Annotated in this window: 12 protein-coding genes; 1 reads left to right on the top strand and 11 read right to left on the bottom strand. The window is 68.8% G+C overall.

All coding sequences use genetic code 11. The features are described from left to right. Positions 1-47: 47 nt before the first annotated feature. The 10 genes from BLU09_RS24645 to BLU09_RS24600 form a co-directional block, all read right to left on the bottom strand. The gene (locus BLU09_RS24645; protein WP_090491942.1) at positions 48-986 is read right to left on the bottom strand and encodes a Hint domain-containing protein; all 939 of its coding nucleotides are present in this window, start codon (positions 984-986) and stop codon (positions 48-50) included. A gap of 277 nt (positions 987-1263) precedes the next feature. Continuing rightward, positions 1264-2208 carry a Hint domain-containing protein gene (locus BLU09_RS24640; protein WP_090491941.1) on the bottom strand — a complete coding sequence of 315 codons (945 nt, stop codon included), beginning with the start codon at positions 2206-2208 and terminating at the stop codon, positions 1264-1266. Positions 2209-2244: 36 nt separating this feature from the next. After that, a complete protein-coding gene (locus tag BLU09_RS24635) occupies positions 2245-3582 on the bottom strand; it encodes a hypothetical protein (protein ID WP_143043193.1) in 1338 nt (445 codons plus the stop codon). A 12-nt stretch (positions 3583-3594) separates the two neighbouring features. Further along, complete coding sequence (locus BLU09_RS24630) at positions 3595-4353, bottom strand: hypothetical protein (protein WP_090491939.1); 759 nt, start codon at positions 4351-4353, stop codon at positions 3595-3597. A gap of 160 nt (positions 4354-4513) precedes the next feature. Next, a complete protein-coding gene (locus BLU09_RS24625) occupies positions 4514-6040 on the bottom strand; it encodes a S8 family peptidase (RefSeq protein ID WP_244172003.1) in 1527 nt (508 codons plus the stop codon). A gap of 73 nt (positions 6041-6113) precedes the next feature. Further along, positions 6114-7475 (bottom strand): hypothetical protein, encoded by a 1362-nt coding sequence (locus BLU09_RS24620; RefSeq protein WP_090491937.1) that lies wholly within the window; start codon positions 7473-7475, stop codon positions 6114-6116. Then, positions 7472-8242 (bottom strand): hypothetical protein, encoded by a 771-nt coding sequence (locus BLU09_RS24615; RefSeq protein ID WP_090491936.1) that lies wholly within the window; start codon positions 8240-8242, stop codon positions 7472-7474. Before BLU09_RS24615 ends, BLU09_RS24620 begins: the two co-directional genes overlap by 4 nt. 119 nt (positions 8243-8361) lie before the next feature. Further along, a complete protein-coding gene (locus BLU09_RS24610; protein WP_090491935.1) occupies positions 8362-9294 on the bottom strand; it encodes a Hint domain-containing protein in 933 nt (310 codons plus the stop codon). Between the two features lie 679 nt (positions 9295-9973). Further along, positions 9974-13489: a methionine synthase gene (gene metH / locus BLU09_RS24605; protein WP_090491934.1), complete on the bottom strand. Its 3516-nt coding sequence runs from the start codon at positions 13487-13489 to the stop codon at positions 9974-9976. Then, on the bottom strand, positions 13486-14382 hold the full coding sequence (locus tag BLU09_RS24600; RefSeq protein ID WP_090491933.1) for an ArsR/SmtB family transcription factor: 897 nt from the start codon (positions 14380-14382) through the stop codon (positions 13486-13488). Before BLU09_RS24600 ends, metH begins: the two co-directional genes overlap by 4 nt. 97 nt (positions 14383-14479) lie before the next feature. Here BLU09_RS24600 and BLU09_RS24595 point away from each other — a divergent pair, with 97 nt between their 5' ends. Beyond that, positions 14480-15370 (top strand): patatin-like phospholipase family protein, encoded by an 891-nt coding sequence (locus BLU09_RS24595; RefSeq protein WP_186818022.1) that lies wholly within the window; start codon positions 14480-14482, stop codon positions 15368-15370. Between the two features lie 3 nt (positions 15371-15373). Here BLU09_RS24595 and BLU09_RS24590 read toward each other — a convergent pair whose 3' ends face one another. Then, positions 15374-16084, bottom strand: a complete 711-nt coding sequence (locus tag BLU09_RS24590) for a hypothetical protein (RefSeq protein ID WP_244172002.1) — start codon at positions 16082-16084, stop codon at positions 15374-15376. Between the last annotated feature and the right edge of the window lie 35 nt (positions 16085-16119).

The raw sequence follows: 16119 nt of genomic DNA, 5'->3' as shown, positions 1-16119 counted from the left end.
CCCGGAGCCGCCTGCGAGGTGCTCCGGGCCCGGCATGGCATCCGCCGCTATTCGCCCGCGGGGACGAGGACTTCCGGCACGTTGCCGCGCAGAATCATCCGGTTCATCTCGGCGACGTACTCGCTCTGGAAGCGCTGCGAGCCATTGAGGTAGCCCTGGGCGATGATGATGTTGGACGTGAAGTCCGTCGTCGCCGGCCGCACGTTGTAGGCGCGGGTGTACTCCCACTTCGTGTCCAGAGAGACGATTTCATCCGCCTGGCCATGGCGGTCCACGAGGCTGTCACCCACCCCGAGCTCGCGGGCGCGCTTGAGCGTGCCGTCTGGCGTGACGAGCGGGTGCTCGGTGGTGACACGCAGCGCTCCGCCGGAGCGGGTGCGGAAGGTGAGGATTTCCTGCTTCGTGGCGTCACGGTCCAGCGTGTAGTGCTCGACCCGGTTCTTCATGAAGGAGAGCGCGCCAAACGAGGCCCCCGGCGAGAGCGTCACCAGGTCCGTCCGCCCGGACTCCAGGGCCTCGCGGATGCCCATGGCACCATCGGACAGGAGGATTTTCTGGTCCGGCGTGTAGCAGCCGGGCTCGCACAGACCATCCATCTGGATGTGCGCGGGTTTGAAGGTATAGGGGACGTTGTTCTGGATTTGCGCGCCCGTGTACGACGCCGTCGGCGTCCCAGACGCACCCGGTCCCTTCCAAGGCGCGTACATGTTGTTGGGGTCCACGTAGACGGGGTACAGCCAGTAACCCGCCGCCGCCGCGTTGAACGCCTCCATGGAGTAGGAAGAATTCCAGAAGCGCATGTCCAGCCCGCCCCATGCCGTGGCGCCATAGGGGTTTTGTTGCTGATAGCGCTTCGCCCACTTCTGGCGCCCCTCCGCCTGGTCCGCGTTGACCAGGTCATTCGAGCACCGGTAGTTCACGGGGAACCAGCCACCGCCGCCACCACCACCACCGCCACCGCCGTCATCGGGGAACTCCTCGACCATGACGAGTTCCTCCTCCCTCCCCCCAGGCCCGCCGGCTGGAGCCGCGCTCGCGGCTCCGAGCGAGCCGCAGAAGGCGGTGAGGACGGCCAGTCCCAGGGTGCGTCTGTCTTTCATCAATGATGACATTGTCATGATTTGCTCTCGTTGAACTCCTGCTGTGGACACGACAAAATCCGGTGCCCGCCAGAAGCAGGCGGGACCGGATGGCTGGGGACAGGGTTTGTGAACAGAGGGCCACCGGAGCGACAGGACCAACGCTCCGGCGACCGGGCCGCGGCTACTCGCCCGCGGGGACGAGGACTTCCGGCACGTTGCTGCGCAGAATCATCCGGTTCATCTCGTCGACGTACTCGCTCTGGAAGCGCTGCGAGCCATTGAGGTAGCCCTGGGCGATGATGATGTTGGACGTGAGGTCCGTCGTCACCGGCCGCACGTTGTAGGCGCGGGTGTACTCCCACTTCGTGTCCAGGGAGACGATTTCGTCCGCCTGGCCATGGCGGTCCACGAGGCTGTCACCCACCCCGAGTTCACGGGCGCGCTTGAGCGTGCCATCCGGCGTGACGAGGGGGTGCTCGGTGGTGACACGCAGCGCTCCGCCGGAGCGGGTGCGGAAGGTGAGGATTTCCTGCTTCGTGGCGTCACGGTCCAGCGTGTAGTGCTCGACCTTGTTGTCCAGGAGTTCGACAGCGGAGAACGACGCCTCGGGCGAGAGCGTCACCAGGTCCGTCCGCCCGGACTCCAGGGCCTCGCGGATGCCCATGGCGCCGTCGGACAGGAGGATTTTCTGGTCCGGCGTGTAGCAACCCGGCTCGCACACGCCATCCATCTGGATGTTCGCGGGCTTGAAGGTATAGGGAACGGAAGTCTGGATTTGCGAGCCCGTGTACGACGCCGTCGCGGTCCCATACGCGCCCGGTCCCTTCCAGGGCGTGTACATGTTGTCTGGGTCCACGTAGACGGGGTACAGCCAATAGCCCAGGGCCACGGCCTGGTTGGCCTCCAGCGTGTAGCTCGAGTGCCAGTAGTTATGGTCCAGGCCTCCCCACGTCGTGATGTTGTAGGGGTTCTGCTGCTGCCAGCGCTTCGCCCAGCGCTGGCGGCCCTCGGCCTGATCCGCGGTGAGCTGGTCGAACGTGCATCGATATTCGTTGGGCGCCCACGCAGCGAAGGCTGACGACGACATCGTCAGCGAACTGATGACCGCGAAGATGGTCTTCTTCATGTCTTACCCCCTGATGGTTGGTTGAAGAACGGCCTGCTACGGGCTCGTCGCGAACTGGACGACGAACACGTCCTGTCCGCCCTGGTTGGGTGCCCCCAGGTTTCCTCGGGTCGTTCCCCACCCCAGAGCCATTCCTGAGCTGGTCATCACCACATCGCGCAACTGGTCGTCCGCGTCCGTCCCCCACTGCCAGGCGCGGTCCTGGGTGCCCGACCTGTCGAACCGGGCGACGAACGCATCGAGCCCGCCCTGGTTGGGCGTGTCCGTCATCGCACCGGCCGTCCAGCCCGCGACATAGGCGTGGCCCGCGCTGTCGACGGTGAGCCCGGTGGCCAGGCTCAGGTGGCTTGCCGGCCCGATGCGGCGCGTCCACTTGTGCTCTCCCGACGTCGAGTAGCGCATCAGGAAGGCGTTGGGGATGCCGTCGTTCTCGAAGGCGTTGGGCTGGGTCAGGTCACTGTAGGAGATCGCGAGCACGTAGATGCGATCGTTCCCGTCCTGGGCGACCGCGATGGCCGCGTCGATGTCTGGCGTTCCCACCTGGACGGTCCACTCCAGGTTCTGAGCACCGTCGAACTGGCGGATGAAGAGGTCCGTGGAGCCCTTGGGTTGAGCGGCCAGGCGGCCCTGGGTCGAGCCGACGACCCAGGTCCTCCCGTTCGGTGACACGGCGATTCCCTCGCCGCGGTCATGGGCCTGGTTCATGGAGCCGAAGACATCCCTTTGGGCCTGCTGGCCCTGGTCGTCAATCTGGAGCAGCGTGACGTCGAAGCCATTGGCCGGCGCCTCCAGCGTGGCCCCCGCGATGCCAATCCGTCCGTTCGGCCGGAGCGCCGCGGAGAGGCCGTAGTCCTCCTCCCGTGTGCCGTGCTGGACGAGCCAGGAGCGATGCCCCTGGCTGTCATACCGGGCCACGAAGACGTCCGCGCCACCCGCGGAGAACTGCCCCGGGAGCGAGTCTTGCGTGATGCCGACGACGTGCGCCTGTCCCTCGCTCGTGACGACCAGGTCCCGAGCGGAGTCCTCGCCCGGCGAGCCGAACTGGTGAACCCAGTTGAACTGCAGGAGCGAGGAGAGCTTCGCCAGGAAGACATCCTGCCCGCCCCCCTGCTCTCCCGGCTCTCCGAAGGCACCGCCCGTGTTGCCCGCGAGGTAGACGTTGCCTTCGGCGTCACGCCCGAGCGCCACCGCCTGGTCGTCCGCTTCCGACCCGAACTGAACGAGCACCTCCCCCGTGAGAGGGTTCCCGCAACCGTCCGTCTGGAGTTGGTTGAGGATGGGCTCGACCGCGCCCGGTTCGGAGGACGACGCGTGACAGCCACAACCGAGCGATAGGAGACCTACGAGGATGGAGCAACGCGGGATGCTGGACATGGTGGAGCGACCTCAGGGATTCGATGTCTGCTGTTGACGCGCGAGCGCCCAGAGCGCGTCAAACCTGACGCGGGCGTACTCGAGCAGGGGTTCGTATGGGGTGCCTCGGGACTGCGCCAGCAACTGCTCCGCTCGGGCCCGGTCGTTGTGGAGGAGAATCATCATCATCTCCACCTTGTCTCCCGACAGCGAGCGCCGCACGTCCAGGTCCTGGGTGGAGCGGATGTTGCGTGCCATCACGAGCGATTCGACGGTATCGAGCAGATGCGCTCGCTCGGGATTGTCCTTCCATTCGAGCGCCATCCCCAGATACTCGACCCGGTACATCCGGCGGAATTGATTGTCGTCGCTGTAGGTCTGTTCGCTTTCAGCCAACAGGTCCCGCCGCGCCACTTCAATCCGTGCGCGGTCCTTGTAGATGCCGCGCAGTTGCTCCCGCTCCTCTGGCTTGAGAAGCACCTTGCGCTGCAGCGTCCGGAACTGGGCCAGGTCGGGGTTGCTGGCCATCATCTCATCCCTCAAGTCGTCCACCCGGAAGCGCGGGCGGCGCTGCCCCACGGCCTCGCCCGGCGCGGCCGGCTCGGAGATGACCACCGGCGTGGCGTCCTCCGCGGGCGGCTCCACCAGGGGCTGCGCGGCGGGTGGCGCGGGGGGAACGGACGCCGTGACGGAGGGGGCCGGAGGTGGTGCCTCTGGCGGCGGGGCTGGCGCCCGACCCGCGCCGTTCCAGAGCGCGAAGAGCAGCGCGGCGGCAACACAGGCGACGCCCACGCCAATCCCTGCCGTGCTTCTTGGAGAACGTGGCATCTGAGGTCCTTGAAGAGGTCTACGCCCAAGAAGAGGGAACAGCCCGGGGCCCGGCCCCTTCGGCAAGGGGCCGGTGCCCTGGAGCGGTGCTTCACCCCAGGGCGGGGTTCACGAGCGCCGGGGCCTAGAAGATGCCCAGGCGGTTGAGCGCGGCGCGCAGGTTGGGACGGGGGCCGATGCGGCGGGCATCCGGGGCCTGGGCGCTGCCGGTGCTGGAGAGCACATCACGCAAGGCCAGCGGGCTCAGCGGGAACCGGCCGCGGGCCTGGAGCGCGCCCTGGAGGGAAGCGGCGGCGCCGGTGATGATGGGCGAGGCGCTGGAGGTCCCGCTGAAGGTGGCGGTGTAATAGGTGTTCTCCGAGCCGCCATTGAAGCGATCGCCGTAGCCCAGGGTGACGACGTTCTCGCCCCATCCGTGGACGTCGGGGCGGCTTCCGTAGTTCGTCCAGCACATCGGCGCGCGGCCCTGCGAGGAGCCGGCCGCGACGACAATGGCGCCCGAGTCGCGCACGTCGCGGTTGAAGGCGTTGTTGTAGGCGGCGTCATCCAGGTTGGAGCTGCCATTGCCCGCGGCCTCGACGACCACGACGCCATTCAAGGTGGCCTGGACGATGGCGTCGAACTCCGCCTGCCAGTACTCCATGGCGATGTAGTCGCACTGACCGAAGTTGCAGGTGCAGGGCGTGCTGTTGGGCGGCCCCAGGCGGTGCAGCTCGATGAGGACGACGCCACCAGCGCCCGCGGCGACGGCGGCATTGGCGATGGCGCTGGCCGCGCTCTGGGCGCCGATGGCCTCGTAGCCCGCCCGGGCGGCGTGGGCGATACCCGTCACGCCGAAGCCATTGGCCACGCCCACGATTTCACCCAGCACGGCGGTGCCATGGTTGCGCCAGCTCAGGTCGTTGAACTGGGTGCCCCCCTGGTGGAAGAGGCCAGGCATGTCCTCGTGGGTGGTCCGCCAGCCGCCCTCCACGTCCACGACCTTGACGTTCGCCCCGCTGCCACCCGCCACCGTCCACGCGTAGTGCGCGTCGATGCCGGTGGGCGCGGCGCCCAGGTAGCCCTGCTCACCCTGGAGATTCGGTCCGGCCTTCAGCAGCATCGGCGTGAGGAAGTTGGGCCAGTTGACCGCTGCGGGCTCCGCTGCGGGCTCCGCGTAGGCGGTCTCCACGCTCGGCAGCGCGTCGAGTTTCTCCACCAGGTCCCTGACCTGCTGGAAGGTGGTGCCGGGGCGGATGGGAACCTCGAAGTAGAGGTTCAGGTCGGCGACCTCCTGACCGCTGAGGGTCTCCGTCGCGAACTTGCGCGTGTCGAGCAGCTTCTCGTCGGCGGTGAACATCCGGCCCAGCCCGCGTGCATGCGGGTCGGCGGCGACGAGCGAGGCCACGGTGGCCATGTCCGCCGCCACGGACGAGCCCGTCAGCCCCCGCTGGCTCAACTGCCCCAGCTCGCGCGCGCCACGCGTCTCGGACAACGCGACGAGCTGCTCTCCGCGCAGGCGAACGCGGGTGCCTTCGTGGAACTTCACGACGACGCGCGGAATCTCCACGTTGCGCCGCAGCTCCACCACGCCCTTGCGTGCCAGTGGCCGTGGCTTGAGCTCGAGTCCATCCGCCGCGCTCGCGGGGAGCGCCATTGTCAGGGCGAGCACTGCGACGAACAGCTGCGAAACCGAGCTCTTCCGCCTTCCAGTTCTTCCGTGCATGAAACGGCTCCTTGGTTGATTACTGCTGCCCGCGGCTGTTGAAGCGGGCGACGAAGACGTCCTGGCCTCCGGCATGGGCTCCGCCGAGACGGCCCGTGGTGTAGCCAGCGATGACGACATCCCCCGCGCGGGTGAGCGCGACGGCATGGGCCTCGTCCATGCCCGGGGTGCCCAGCTGTCGCGCCCACAGGCGCGTGCCGTGGGCGTCGTACTTCACGACGAAGGCGTCCCGGCCTCCCTGGTTGGGACCGTCCATGGCGCCGTGGGTCCCTCCGGCGACGTAGATGGCGCCGTGTCCGTCCACCGCGAGCCCAGTCGCACGGTGGAGCTCACGAGGGGAGCCGATGCGCTGGACCCAGTGCAGGCGCCCCAGCGGGTCGTACTTGAGGAGGAAGGCGGAGGAGATGCCGTCGTTCTCCGCGCGGCCCGTAACCAGGTCGCTGAAGGAGAGCGCCAGCATGAGGATGGAGCCGTCCGGCGCGATGACGACCTTCAGCCCCGCGTCGATGTCGGGGGTGGCCGGCTGCCGCGCCCACGTCAATCCCAGCGTGGGGTCGAGGTGGGCGAGGACGGTGTCGAACGAGCCCGCGTTCGGCGAGGCGAATCCACCCAGCGTGGCGCCCACCAGCACGACGGAGCCATCCGCGCTGACGGCGACAGCCTCCGCCCGGTCATGCCCGTCCGTCCCATGGCGCCGCGTCTCGAGCCCCGTCCCCTCCCGCGCGTCCAGCACCTCGACGCGCATGTCGAAGCTCACGTCGGGCTTCTCCATCGACCCGCCCGCGAGAAAGACGTGGCGGCCGTCCCGCGAAAGGGCGACGCCGAGCCCGGTGTCTTCCTGGGCGGAGCCGCGTTGGACGAGCCACTCCAGCGCGCCTCCAGCCTCGTGCTTGATGGCGAAGGCATCCCCCTGACCGAGGTTGAAGGCGCCCGGCATCGCCGAGGGCGTGCTGCCCACCACATAGGTTTCGCCCTGGGGAGAGACGGCGAGGCCCTTCACGGTGTCGTCCCACTCCGAGCCGTACTGACGCAGCCACCGAGGCTGGGCGGTGACGTCCAGGCTGGCCACGAAGGCGTCCTGGAACTGGCCTCGCGTGAGGCTCTCCTCCTCCAGCACACCCCCAGTGGTGCCCGCCACGAAGATGTGGCAGTCGGCGTCGAGCCCGACGTCCACCGCCACGTCATCACCAGGGCTGCCGAACTGGATGGTTCTCCAGGAGGGGGACAGACATCCCCCGCCGACGAGGACGGGATTTTCGGAGGGCGTGAGGGGCCCCTCGAAGGGCGCGGGGGGCTGGCACGCCGCGAGCGCTGGCAGCAGCCAGAGGGGGAAGGAGCGGCGGGACATGCGGGGACCGATGGTGGGGGCGCCGGGCGTCATGGCTGTTTCGCGGCGAGCGCCCAGAGCGCGTCGTAACGGGTCCGGGCGTGCTCGAGCAGCGCGCCCAGGCGGGAGCCGTGCAGGTCCTGCAGCATGGACTCGGCGCGCGCCCGGTCGTTGTGCAGGAGAATCATGAACAGCTCGACCTTGTCGCCCGACAGGGAGCGGCGCAGCTCGAGCTCCATGTCAGGGTTCAGGTTGTCGGCGCGCAGCAACTCCTCGAGGTCGTTGAGCAGCGCGGGGCGCTCCGGGTTGTCCTTCCACTCGAGCGCGGAGCCCAGGAACTCCACCTGGTAGAGCCGCCGGAACTGCGCATCCGCGGAGAAGGTCCGCTCCCCGGTGGCCAGCAGGTCCGCCTTCGCGGCATCAATGACTTCGCGGTCCTTGAAGAGGGATTGGAGCGACGCCTGCTCGTCACCCTTGCGCAACACCTTGCGTTGCAGATGACGGAACTGCGCCAGGTCCGGGTTCGCGGCCATGACGCGCTGGCGAACCGCATCCAGCGGGGACCCAGGCCGCGCGAGCGCGGCTGGCACCGGGCCCGAGGCCGGCGCGAGCGGCGTGTTGACCAGGAGGGTGGCCCCCTGAGCCAGCCCCGGGCGCGGCGTGGGCACGGTGGCGGGCGCCGGGACGTGACGAGGTTCGGGCACCGCCGCGACGAGCGGGGCGGATGACGGCACGGAAGACGGCTCCGGGAGCAGCAGCCAGAAGACAAACGCCGCCGCCAGCGCCAGGGCGCCGATGAGGGGTAGGACTGTTCTGGGCATGAGAGGGAAACGGGCCATCTTCGGTGGACCTCGCGTCTGTGAATCAGGGAGGACGGAGCCCCCGTGTCTGCCGGGGGCCCGGTCCGGGGCTGCCTGGGATTCAGGGGAGGAGTCACCCCTTACGGGATGAGCTCATCCGGGACGTTGACGCGGAGGATGAGGCGGTTGAGCTCCTCCACGTACTCGCTCTGGAATCGCCCGGAGCCGTTGAGGTAGCCCTCGGCCACGAGGATGTTCGAGGTCAGGTCGTGGGTGACGGGGCGCAGGTTGTAGACCTTGCCGAACCAGGCCTGTTGCTGGATGCCGGTGATTTCGTCCGTCGTGCCGTCCTGCCGGACCAGGTGCTCTCCGGCGACGAAGTCCTTGGCCTTCTTCATCGAGCCCTCGGCGGTGACGAGCGGGTGCTCGAGCGTCACGGACAGGCTGCCCCCCGACCGCGTGCGGAAGACAAGGATGTCCTGCTGGGCGGGGTCACGGTCCAGGGTGTAGCGCTCCACCGTGTTCGGCATCGTGCGCAGGTTGCCGAACGAGGCATCCGGGGAGAGCGTGACGAGCTCGGCGGTGCCAGCCTCCTGCGCCTTCTGGATGGGAACGTAGCCATCCTGGAAGAGCACCTTCTGGTCCGGGGTGTAGCAGCCCGGCTCGCAGACGCCGTCCATGACGACATGCACGGGCTTCGCGAGGTGGTTCAGCGCGTCAATCTGGTTGCCGGTGAGGGCCGCGGTGTCAGTGCCGAGCGCGCCGGGGCCGCGCCAGGGCTCATAGCCCGCGTTCGGGTCCACATACACCGGATACACGTGGGTGTTGAACAGGTTGAGGGCGTCCTGCGCGTCCTGGTCGTAGACGGTGGCCCAGAAGCGCTGATCCTTCCCGGTCGAGATGTTGTACGGGTCCGCGTCTGCCCACCGCTTCGCCCAGGACTGGCGGCCGCGCGCCTGGTCCGAGGTGAGCTGGTCGAACGCGCAACGATAGTGACTGGGCACCCACGCCGCCGTGGCCTGTGTGGCAATTCCGAAGGCAACTGCGAGCGTCGGCAGAAATGTCTTCTTCATGCATCCTCCTGATTGGAAAGACTCACGTCCCCTGTCGCCGAGAACGTGATGACGACAGGGACTGTCGCCCGCACCCGTGCCGTGGGCACACGGCCCTGCTCCGGGAGCGGTTTTCTGCGCTGGCAATCCCGCGAACGAGGGCGAAGAACAGGCTCCTCGCGAACCGCCAGCGGGCAATGCCTTGAACTTTGCGTGTGATTGCGTGGGTTCCGCTGGAAGAAGCGGACGTGCTAGGCGGCACCAGGCCGTTGGGCGGTCCACGACCTCGCGGCCCGGCCAGGAGCGGATGCGCTCCTGACGGTGCGACGGAAATGACAGCGATTCGCCTGGAGTCTCACGGCGGTGTCTCCCCCCTCAAGGGCGCTCGAGGCGCCCCCATTCAACTGGACTGCAGGAACGGTCGGCATCATACCGATAGTGAACCCGCAATCAATGCCTTCAACTCTTTTTCTGCCAGATTGAGATGATATGGATTCATGGCTTCCAGGCGCCCTGAAAACATACACCCCGCCTCAGAGGCGCTAGATGAAAGCCCTTACGCCAATCCTGAGTGTATTTGCCTGCCATCCAAGCAGCGGCATCAGTGCAACCCCTTACACCGCTCCGCATGGCGGAGTCCCGCCGCGGGCGAGCGTTGCCTGCGCGGCGGGACGAACTGCCAGCATTCACTTCCGAGCCGTCACGTCACGGAGAAGTACGACGCCTGCGGATGGTGGAAGACGATGGCGGACACCGAGGCCTCCGGCTCCATCATGGAGCCGTCCGTGAGCTGCACGCCGATGTCCTCCGGCCGCAGCGCCGCGAACAGCTTCGACTGGTCCTCCAGCCGGGGACAGGCCGGGTAGCCGAAGGAGTAGCGCTTGCCCACGTACTCCGCGCGGAAGCGCTCCAGCATCGTCATGTCCTGCCGGTCCGGCGTGCCCCACATGCTGCGCAGCTGCGTGTGCAGCAGCTCCGCGTAGCCCTCCGCCGTCTCCAGCGCCAGCGCCTGCACCGCGTGCATCTTCAGGAACTCGCCCTTCGCCTTCAGCTCCTCGGACAGCTCGCGGATGCCGGAGCCCGCGGTGACGACGAACATGGCCACGTTGTCCGTCGGCGCGCCGCCCTCCAGCGGGCGCAGGTAATCCGCCAGGCACAGGCCGCCTTCGCGGTCCTGGCGCGGGAAGTCGAAGGACGCGGCCTCCTTGCCGGACGCGCCGTCGAAGAGCACCACCCGGTTGCCGTCACTGCCCGCCTTGTAGAACTGGAACACGGCGCGCGCCTGCATGAGGCCGCCGCGCAGGAAGCCCTTCAGCTCCTCCACGGCCTCCTTGAGGGCCAGCGCCTTGCGCCCCTCCTCCGTCTTCGCCAGCTCCGCCTCGGCCGGCGTGCCCAGCACACGCGCTGAAGAGCGCAGGCCCAGGTGCCGCCCGTACAGCATCACCGGGTTGATGAACTTCCAGATGTGGTCCAGCGGCGTGTTCGACAGCACGTGCCGCTCCCAGTCCGGCGCGGACGGCACGGCGTCCAACACCTTCACCTCCGCGCTGCGCCCGCGCGTCACGACCGCCGCCGGAGCCGGCCGCTCCTTCACCTCGCGCGCCAGCTTCTCCCGGCGGACGGCCAGCTCGCCGCGCAGCTTCTCGTGCGAGGACGGGTCGACAATCTGCTTGGCCAGCTCGAGCCCGTTCATCGCGTCCTGCGCGTAGGCCACCGTGCCGGCGCCGTAGGCCGGGGCGATGTTGCGGTCCACGAAGTTGCGGCTGAGCGCGGCGCCGCCCACCAGGATCGGCACGTCCACGCCCGCCCGCTTCAGGTCCTCCGCGGTGGCCACCATCTGGTGCGCGCTCTTCACCAGCAGGCCCGACAGCCCCAGGATGTCCGGCTGGTGCTCGCGCACGGCCTGCACCAGCTGCTCGGGGGGCACCTTGATGCCCAGATTCACGATGTGGAAGCCGTTGTTGGCCAGGATGATTTCCACCAGGTTCTTCCCGATGTCGTGCACGTCACCCTTCACCGTGGCGAGCACCACCTTGCCGCGCATGGCCGCCTGGGCCTTGCTCATGTGCGGCTCCAGGAAGCTCACCGCCGCCTTCATGGACTCGGCGCTCTGGAGCACCTCCGCGACAATCAGCTCGTTGGCGCCGAAGAGGCGGCCCACCTCGTCCATGCCCTTCATCAGCGGGCCGTTGATGATTTCCAGCGGCGAGTACTTCTGCATGGCCGCTTCCAGGTCCGCGGTGAGGCCGTCACGCGTGCCTTCGATGATGTAGCGCTGGAGCCGCTCCTCCAGCGGCAGCGTGCTCACCTGGGCCCGCGCGGCCTTGCGCTCACGGAAGGCCGCGGCGAAGGGCGTCACCGGGTCCGCGCCGCGGTTGTAGAGCAGGTCCTCGGACAGCTTGCGCTCTTCCTCGGGGAGCGACGGGTAGCGCTCCAGCTTCTCCGAGTTGACCAGCGCCATGTCCAGGCCCGCCTGGACGTTGTGGTACAGGAAGACGGAGTTGAGCACCTCGCGCCCCGCGGCGGGCAAACCGAAGGACACGTTGGAGATGCCCAACACCGTCTTGCAGCGCGGGAAGCGCTGCTTGATGAGGCGCACGCCTTCAATCGTCTCCACGCCGCTGCCGATGTACTGCGCGTCACCCGTGGCACAGGGGAACACGAGCGGGTCGAAGTACAGGTCCTCCGGCTTCATGCCGTACTTCTTCGTCAGCAGCTCGTACGAGCGCTCCGCCACCTCCAGCTTGCGCTGGCGCGTGACGGCCATGCCCACCTCGTCGATGCAGCCCACCACCAGGGCCGCACCGAAGCGGCGCGCCAGCGGCACCACCTTCTCGAAGCGCTCCTCGCCGTCCTCCAGGTTGACCGAATTGATGATGGCCTTGCCCTGGCTGTAGGTGAGCGCCATCTCGATGACGCGCTCGTCGGTGGAGTCAATCATCAAGGGCACGCGCACCTTCTTGATGACCGCCTCCAGGAAGTTGCGCATGTCCTCGAGTTCGTCGCGGTCCGGGTTGGCCAGGCAGATGTCGATGACCTGCGCGCCCCGCTTCACCTGCGCGCGCGCAATCTCCGACGCGTCGTCGAACTGGCCGGCGACGATGAGCTCCTTGAACTTCTTGCTGCCGATGACGTTCGTGCGCTCGCCCACGATGAGGGGGCGCTGCTCGTCCGTCACCTCCAGGTAGTCCACGCCAGACAGCGAGGCCCGGGGACGCGGCGAGCCCGCGCGCGGCTTCAGCCCCTGCACCGCCTTGGCCATCGTCTCGATGTGCCCCGCGTGCGTGCCACAGCACCCTCCCACCACGTTGAGCCAGCCCTGCTCACAGAAACGCCGCACGGAGCGCGCCAGCATCTCCGGCGTCTCCAGGTAGTTGCCGTTCTCGTCCGGCAGGCCCGCGTTGGGCACACATGACACGGGGAACGCGCTCATCGACGCCAGCGAGCGCAGGTGGTCCGTCATGAAGTCCGGGCCCGTGGCGCAGTTGAGGCCCAGGTACAGCAGGTCCGTGTGCTCCAGCGACGCGGCCAGGCTCTCCACGCTCTGCCCGGCCAGCATGGTGCCCATGGGCTCAATCGTGCCGGACACCGCCACCGGCAGCGCGTAGCCCAGCTTCTGGAACGCGCGCTCGGCGCCCAGCAGCGCCGCCTTCACGTTGCGGGTGTCCTGCGCCGTCTCAATCAGCAGGTAGTCCGAGCCCCCCAGCGCGAGCCCTTCGGCCTGCACCGCGAAGTTGTCCACCAGTTCCTCGAAGGTGACGCCGCCGGTGACGCTGATGGCCTTGGTCGTGGGGCCCATGGAGCCCGCCACCCAGCGCATGCGGCCGTCCTTCGCCTCGGCGGCGGCGGCGGCGTTGCGCGCCAGCCGGGCGGAGGCCTCGTTGATTTCGAGCGCCTTGTGACCCAGGCCGAACTCCGCCAGCACCAGCGGCGTGCCGCCGAAGCTGTCCGTCTCCGTCACGTCCGCGCCGGCCTCGAAGTAGCGCGCATGGATGCGCTCCACCAGCTCGGGGCGCGTGAGGACGAGGTGCTCGTTGCACCCCTCGTACTCCGGGCCACCGAAGTCCGCCGCCTTGAGGTCCTCGTTCTGGAGCAGCGTGCCCATGGCGCCATCCAGCACCAGCACGCGCTCACGCATCGCGGCGCGCAGGGCCTCCACGCGACGGCCATTCTCACCAGGAGGCAGCGGGAGGGCAGCGGGGACAGGGCTCGTCATGACGGTTTGACTCCAGTCAGCAGGAAGACACGAAAGGGGCTGGCCCCGTCCCGGGCGTGCGTCTCCCGGGTCAGGGACGTGAAGCCGGCCTCGCGCAGCGCGGCTTCGAGGGATTCAGGCGCGAAGCCCAGGTGCCGGTGGCCCAGCCGTTCCAGCACCCAGCGCTCGTCGTGCGGCATCAACTCCAACAGCACCAGCCGGCCGCCCGGCTTGAGCAGGCGGGCGGACTCGGCCAGCACCGCCTGCGGCTCCTCCACGTGGTGGAGGCTCTGCGAAATCACCACCAGGTCCAGGCTGCCGGACGCGAGCGACAGCCGGTGCAGGTCCTCGCGGAGGAAGCGGATGTTCTCCAGGCCCTCACGGCCCGCCCGCTCCCGCGCCTGGTCCAGCGCGTCCGCGTTCTGGTCAATGGCCCACACGCGCCGCGCCCAGCGAGCGATGGCCACGCTCAGCACGCCGGTGCCGCACCCGAAGTCGGCCACCTCCAGCGGCGGCAGCAGCGACGCCAGCGCGCCTGCCCACAGGAACCACGACTGCCCCGGCTCCAGCAGCCGCTCGTTGAGCGCCTGCCGGTCCTCGCGCGCCCGCAGCAAATCCTTCAGCCGCGCCGAGTCCCCCGCCGCGTCCTCCGCCTGCCGCGCCATCTGGATGAGCGGCCAGCGGCCGTCCGCCTGCTCCAGGGCCAGCGAGTAGTAGCTGTAGCCCGCGTGGCGCTCCTCGCGCAGCAGGCCCAGGCCCTTCAGCTTGCCCAGGTGATGGGACACGGAGGACTGCGCCACGCCCACCAGGGACACCAGCTCCGTCACGTTCAACGGGGCCTCGGCCACCAACCGGAGGATGCGCAGCCGGGTCGGGTCTCCGAGCACCCGGAATGACTGGGACAGCTCTTCCATATCGCCGCATCAACATATGTCGATGCCGGGCACAAGGCCAGCACTCTCTAGACGCGACGCGTTGCCTGTGCCCCGACAGTCGCGTACAGGGCGAAGCATGGCGACTCCCACCCACACCCCGACCCTCCACGAGCTGCTCGCCGGCAAGCGCTTCGGACTCGTCCTCTCCGCTGGATATTTCGGCTTCTACGGTCACGCGGGCTTCCTCAAGGGCCTGGCCGCCGCGGGCCTCAGTCCTCATGCCTACGCGGGTACATCCGCGGGCGGAATGGTGGCGGCCTATGCCGCCGCGGGCACGCCGGTGCGTGACGTGGAGGAGCTGGTGCTGCGCCAGACGCGCGCCAACTTCTGGGACCCGGACCCCATTGGCGCGGTGCTCAACGCGGACGCGGCGGGACACGGCCTGACGGGCCTGCTCAAGGGTGAGCGCTTCCGCAAGCTGCTGGATGCCACGCTGCCGGTGCGCACCTTCGAGGAGCTGCCACACCCGCTGCTGCTGGTGGGCGCCAACCTCACGCTGGGCAGCCACGATGTGTTCACCTCGGGCGAGCTGGCCCCGCGCGTCCACGCGACGTGTGCCTACCCCGGCCTGTTCCGCGCGGTGCCCCTGGAGGGCAGCCTGTACTGGGACGGTGGCCTGGTGGACAAGGCGCCCGCGCTGTCGCTGCACGAGAGCGCCGTGGGCAAGGAGCTGGACGCCATCCTCGTGCACTACCTGCCCAGCAAGACGCGCAAGGTGGTGGGCGGCCCCATGGCCTACGCGCAGGGGCTGGCCGCGGGCTCGGCGGCGCTGCGCCAGGACCACTTCCGCCTCCAGCTCACCGTGCTGGAGCAGAAGCAGGTGCCCGTCTACGTCGTCGTCTCCAACCTGCCGCCCGTGTCTCCCACCACCATGGAGCGCGGCTTCGACGCGCTGGACCAGGCGAAGCTGGCCGCGGAGCGCGCCCTGGCACGGCCTCCGGTCCCCTTCGCGCAGGCGGAGTGGTGAGCCTCAGCGCAGCCACACCATGAGCAGCGCGGGCGTGGCCGCCACGAGCACGCCCGCCCCGAAGGCCAGCAACACCTGGAGGAAGAAGAGGTCCTCCAGCGTCTCCACCAGCGTCATCTCCACGCGCTCGATGCCCAGCGTCTCCAGGTTCCGCACCGCGGTGGCGGTGTCCGGCGCGGAGACGACGGCGCGCAGCGCCAGCACGCCCAGGACGCGGCGGGACTGCTCCATGAGGAAGCGCTCCACCTCCGCCATGCGCGAGGACGGCGCTTCACCCCGGGCCTGCTCGGCCTGCCGCAGATGCTCGCTCATCGACTCGTTCACGACGCGCGACAACTCCTCGCGCGAGAGTGAGCCCGAGCCCTGGAGCCGCCGCGCCACCTGCACCGTGACGGGCTTGAGCACGGCATAGACGCGGGCCACCACGCCGCGCTCGCGGGCTTCATCGGCCAGCCGCCCCGACACCGCCAGCAGCATGAACGCGTAGCCACCCGCCACCGACAAGGCCAGCGGCGGCACCACCGCGCTCAGAATGACGAGCCACGTGGGCGCGGGCGGGACGCCCAGCCACCGGGGCAACGCGTAGGTGGCCGCGCCCACCGCCAACCCCACCAGACCGAAGAGCGCTCCGCCTTTCAGCGCGCCCCAAAGCCCCACGCCCATCCACCGGAAGGCCACCAGCAGCCCCTGCCCCAACACGCCTGCGACCCTCATCGACCGATGCTCCCAGGACGGAAGACCGCCCTTGT

It is taken from the genome of Myxococcus virescens (assembly GCF_900101905.1).
Classification (GTDB): domain Bacteria; phylum Myxococcota; class Myxococcia; order Myxococcales; family Myxococcaceae; genus Myxococcus; species Myxococcus virescens.
This window is presented reverse-complemented; position numbering and strand designations above follow the sequence as displayed.

Coding starts and splice junctions, on each gene's coding strand:
- BLU09_RS24645 (WP_090491942.1), bottom strand. CDS start 986: ATGGTCGAGGAGTTCCCCGATGACGGCGGTGGCGGTGGTGGTGGTGGC.
- BLU09_RS24640 (WP_090491941.1), bottom strand. CDS start 2,208: ATGAAGAAGACCATCTTCGCGGTCATCAGTTCGCTGACGATGTCGTCG.
- BLU09_RS24635 (WP_143043193.1), bottom strand. CDS start 3,582: ATGTCCAGCATCCCGCGTTGCTCCATCCTCGTAGGTCTCCTATCGCTC.
- BLU09_RS24620 (WP_090491937.1), bottom strand. CDS start 7,475: ATGACGCCCGGCGCCCCCACCATCGGTCCCCGCATGTCCCGCCGCTCC.
- BLU09_RS24615 (WP_090491936.1), bottom strand. CDS start 8,242: ATGCCCAGAACAGTCCTACCCCTCATCGGCGCCCTGGCGCTGGCGGCG.
- BLU09_RS24610 (WP_090491935.1), bottom strand. CDS start 9,294: ATGAAGAAGACATTTCTGCCGACGCTCGCAGTTGCCTTCGGAATTGCC.
- metH (WP_090491934.1), bottom strand. CDS start 13,489: ATGACGAGCCCTGTCCCCGCTGCCCTCCCGCTGCCTCCTGGTGAGAAT.
- BLU09_RS24600 (WP_090491933.1), bottom strand. CDS start 14,382: ATGGAAGAGCTGTCCCAGTCATTCCGGGTGCTCGGAGACCCGACCCGG.
- BLU09_RS24595 (WP_186818022.1), top strand. CDS start 14,480: ATGGCGACTCCCACCCACACCCCGACCCTCCACGAGCTGCTCGCCGGC.
- BLU09_RS24590 (WP_244172002.1), bottom strand. CDS start 16,084: ATGAGGGTCGCAGGCGTGTTGGGGCAGGGGCTGCTGGTGGCCTTCCGG.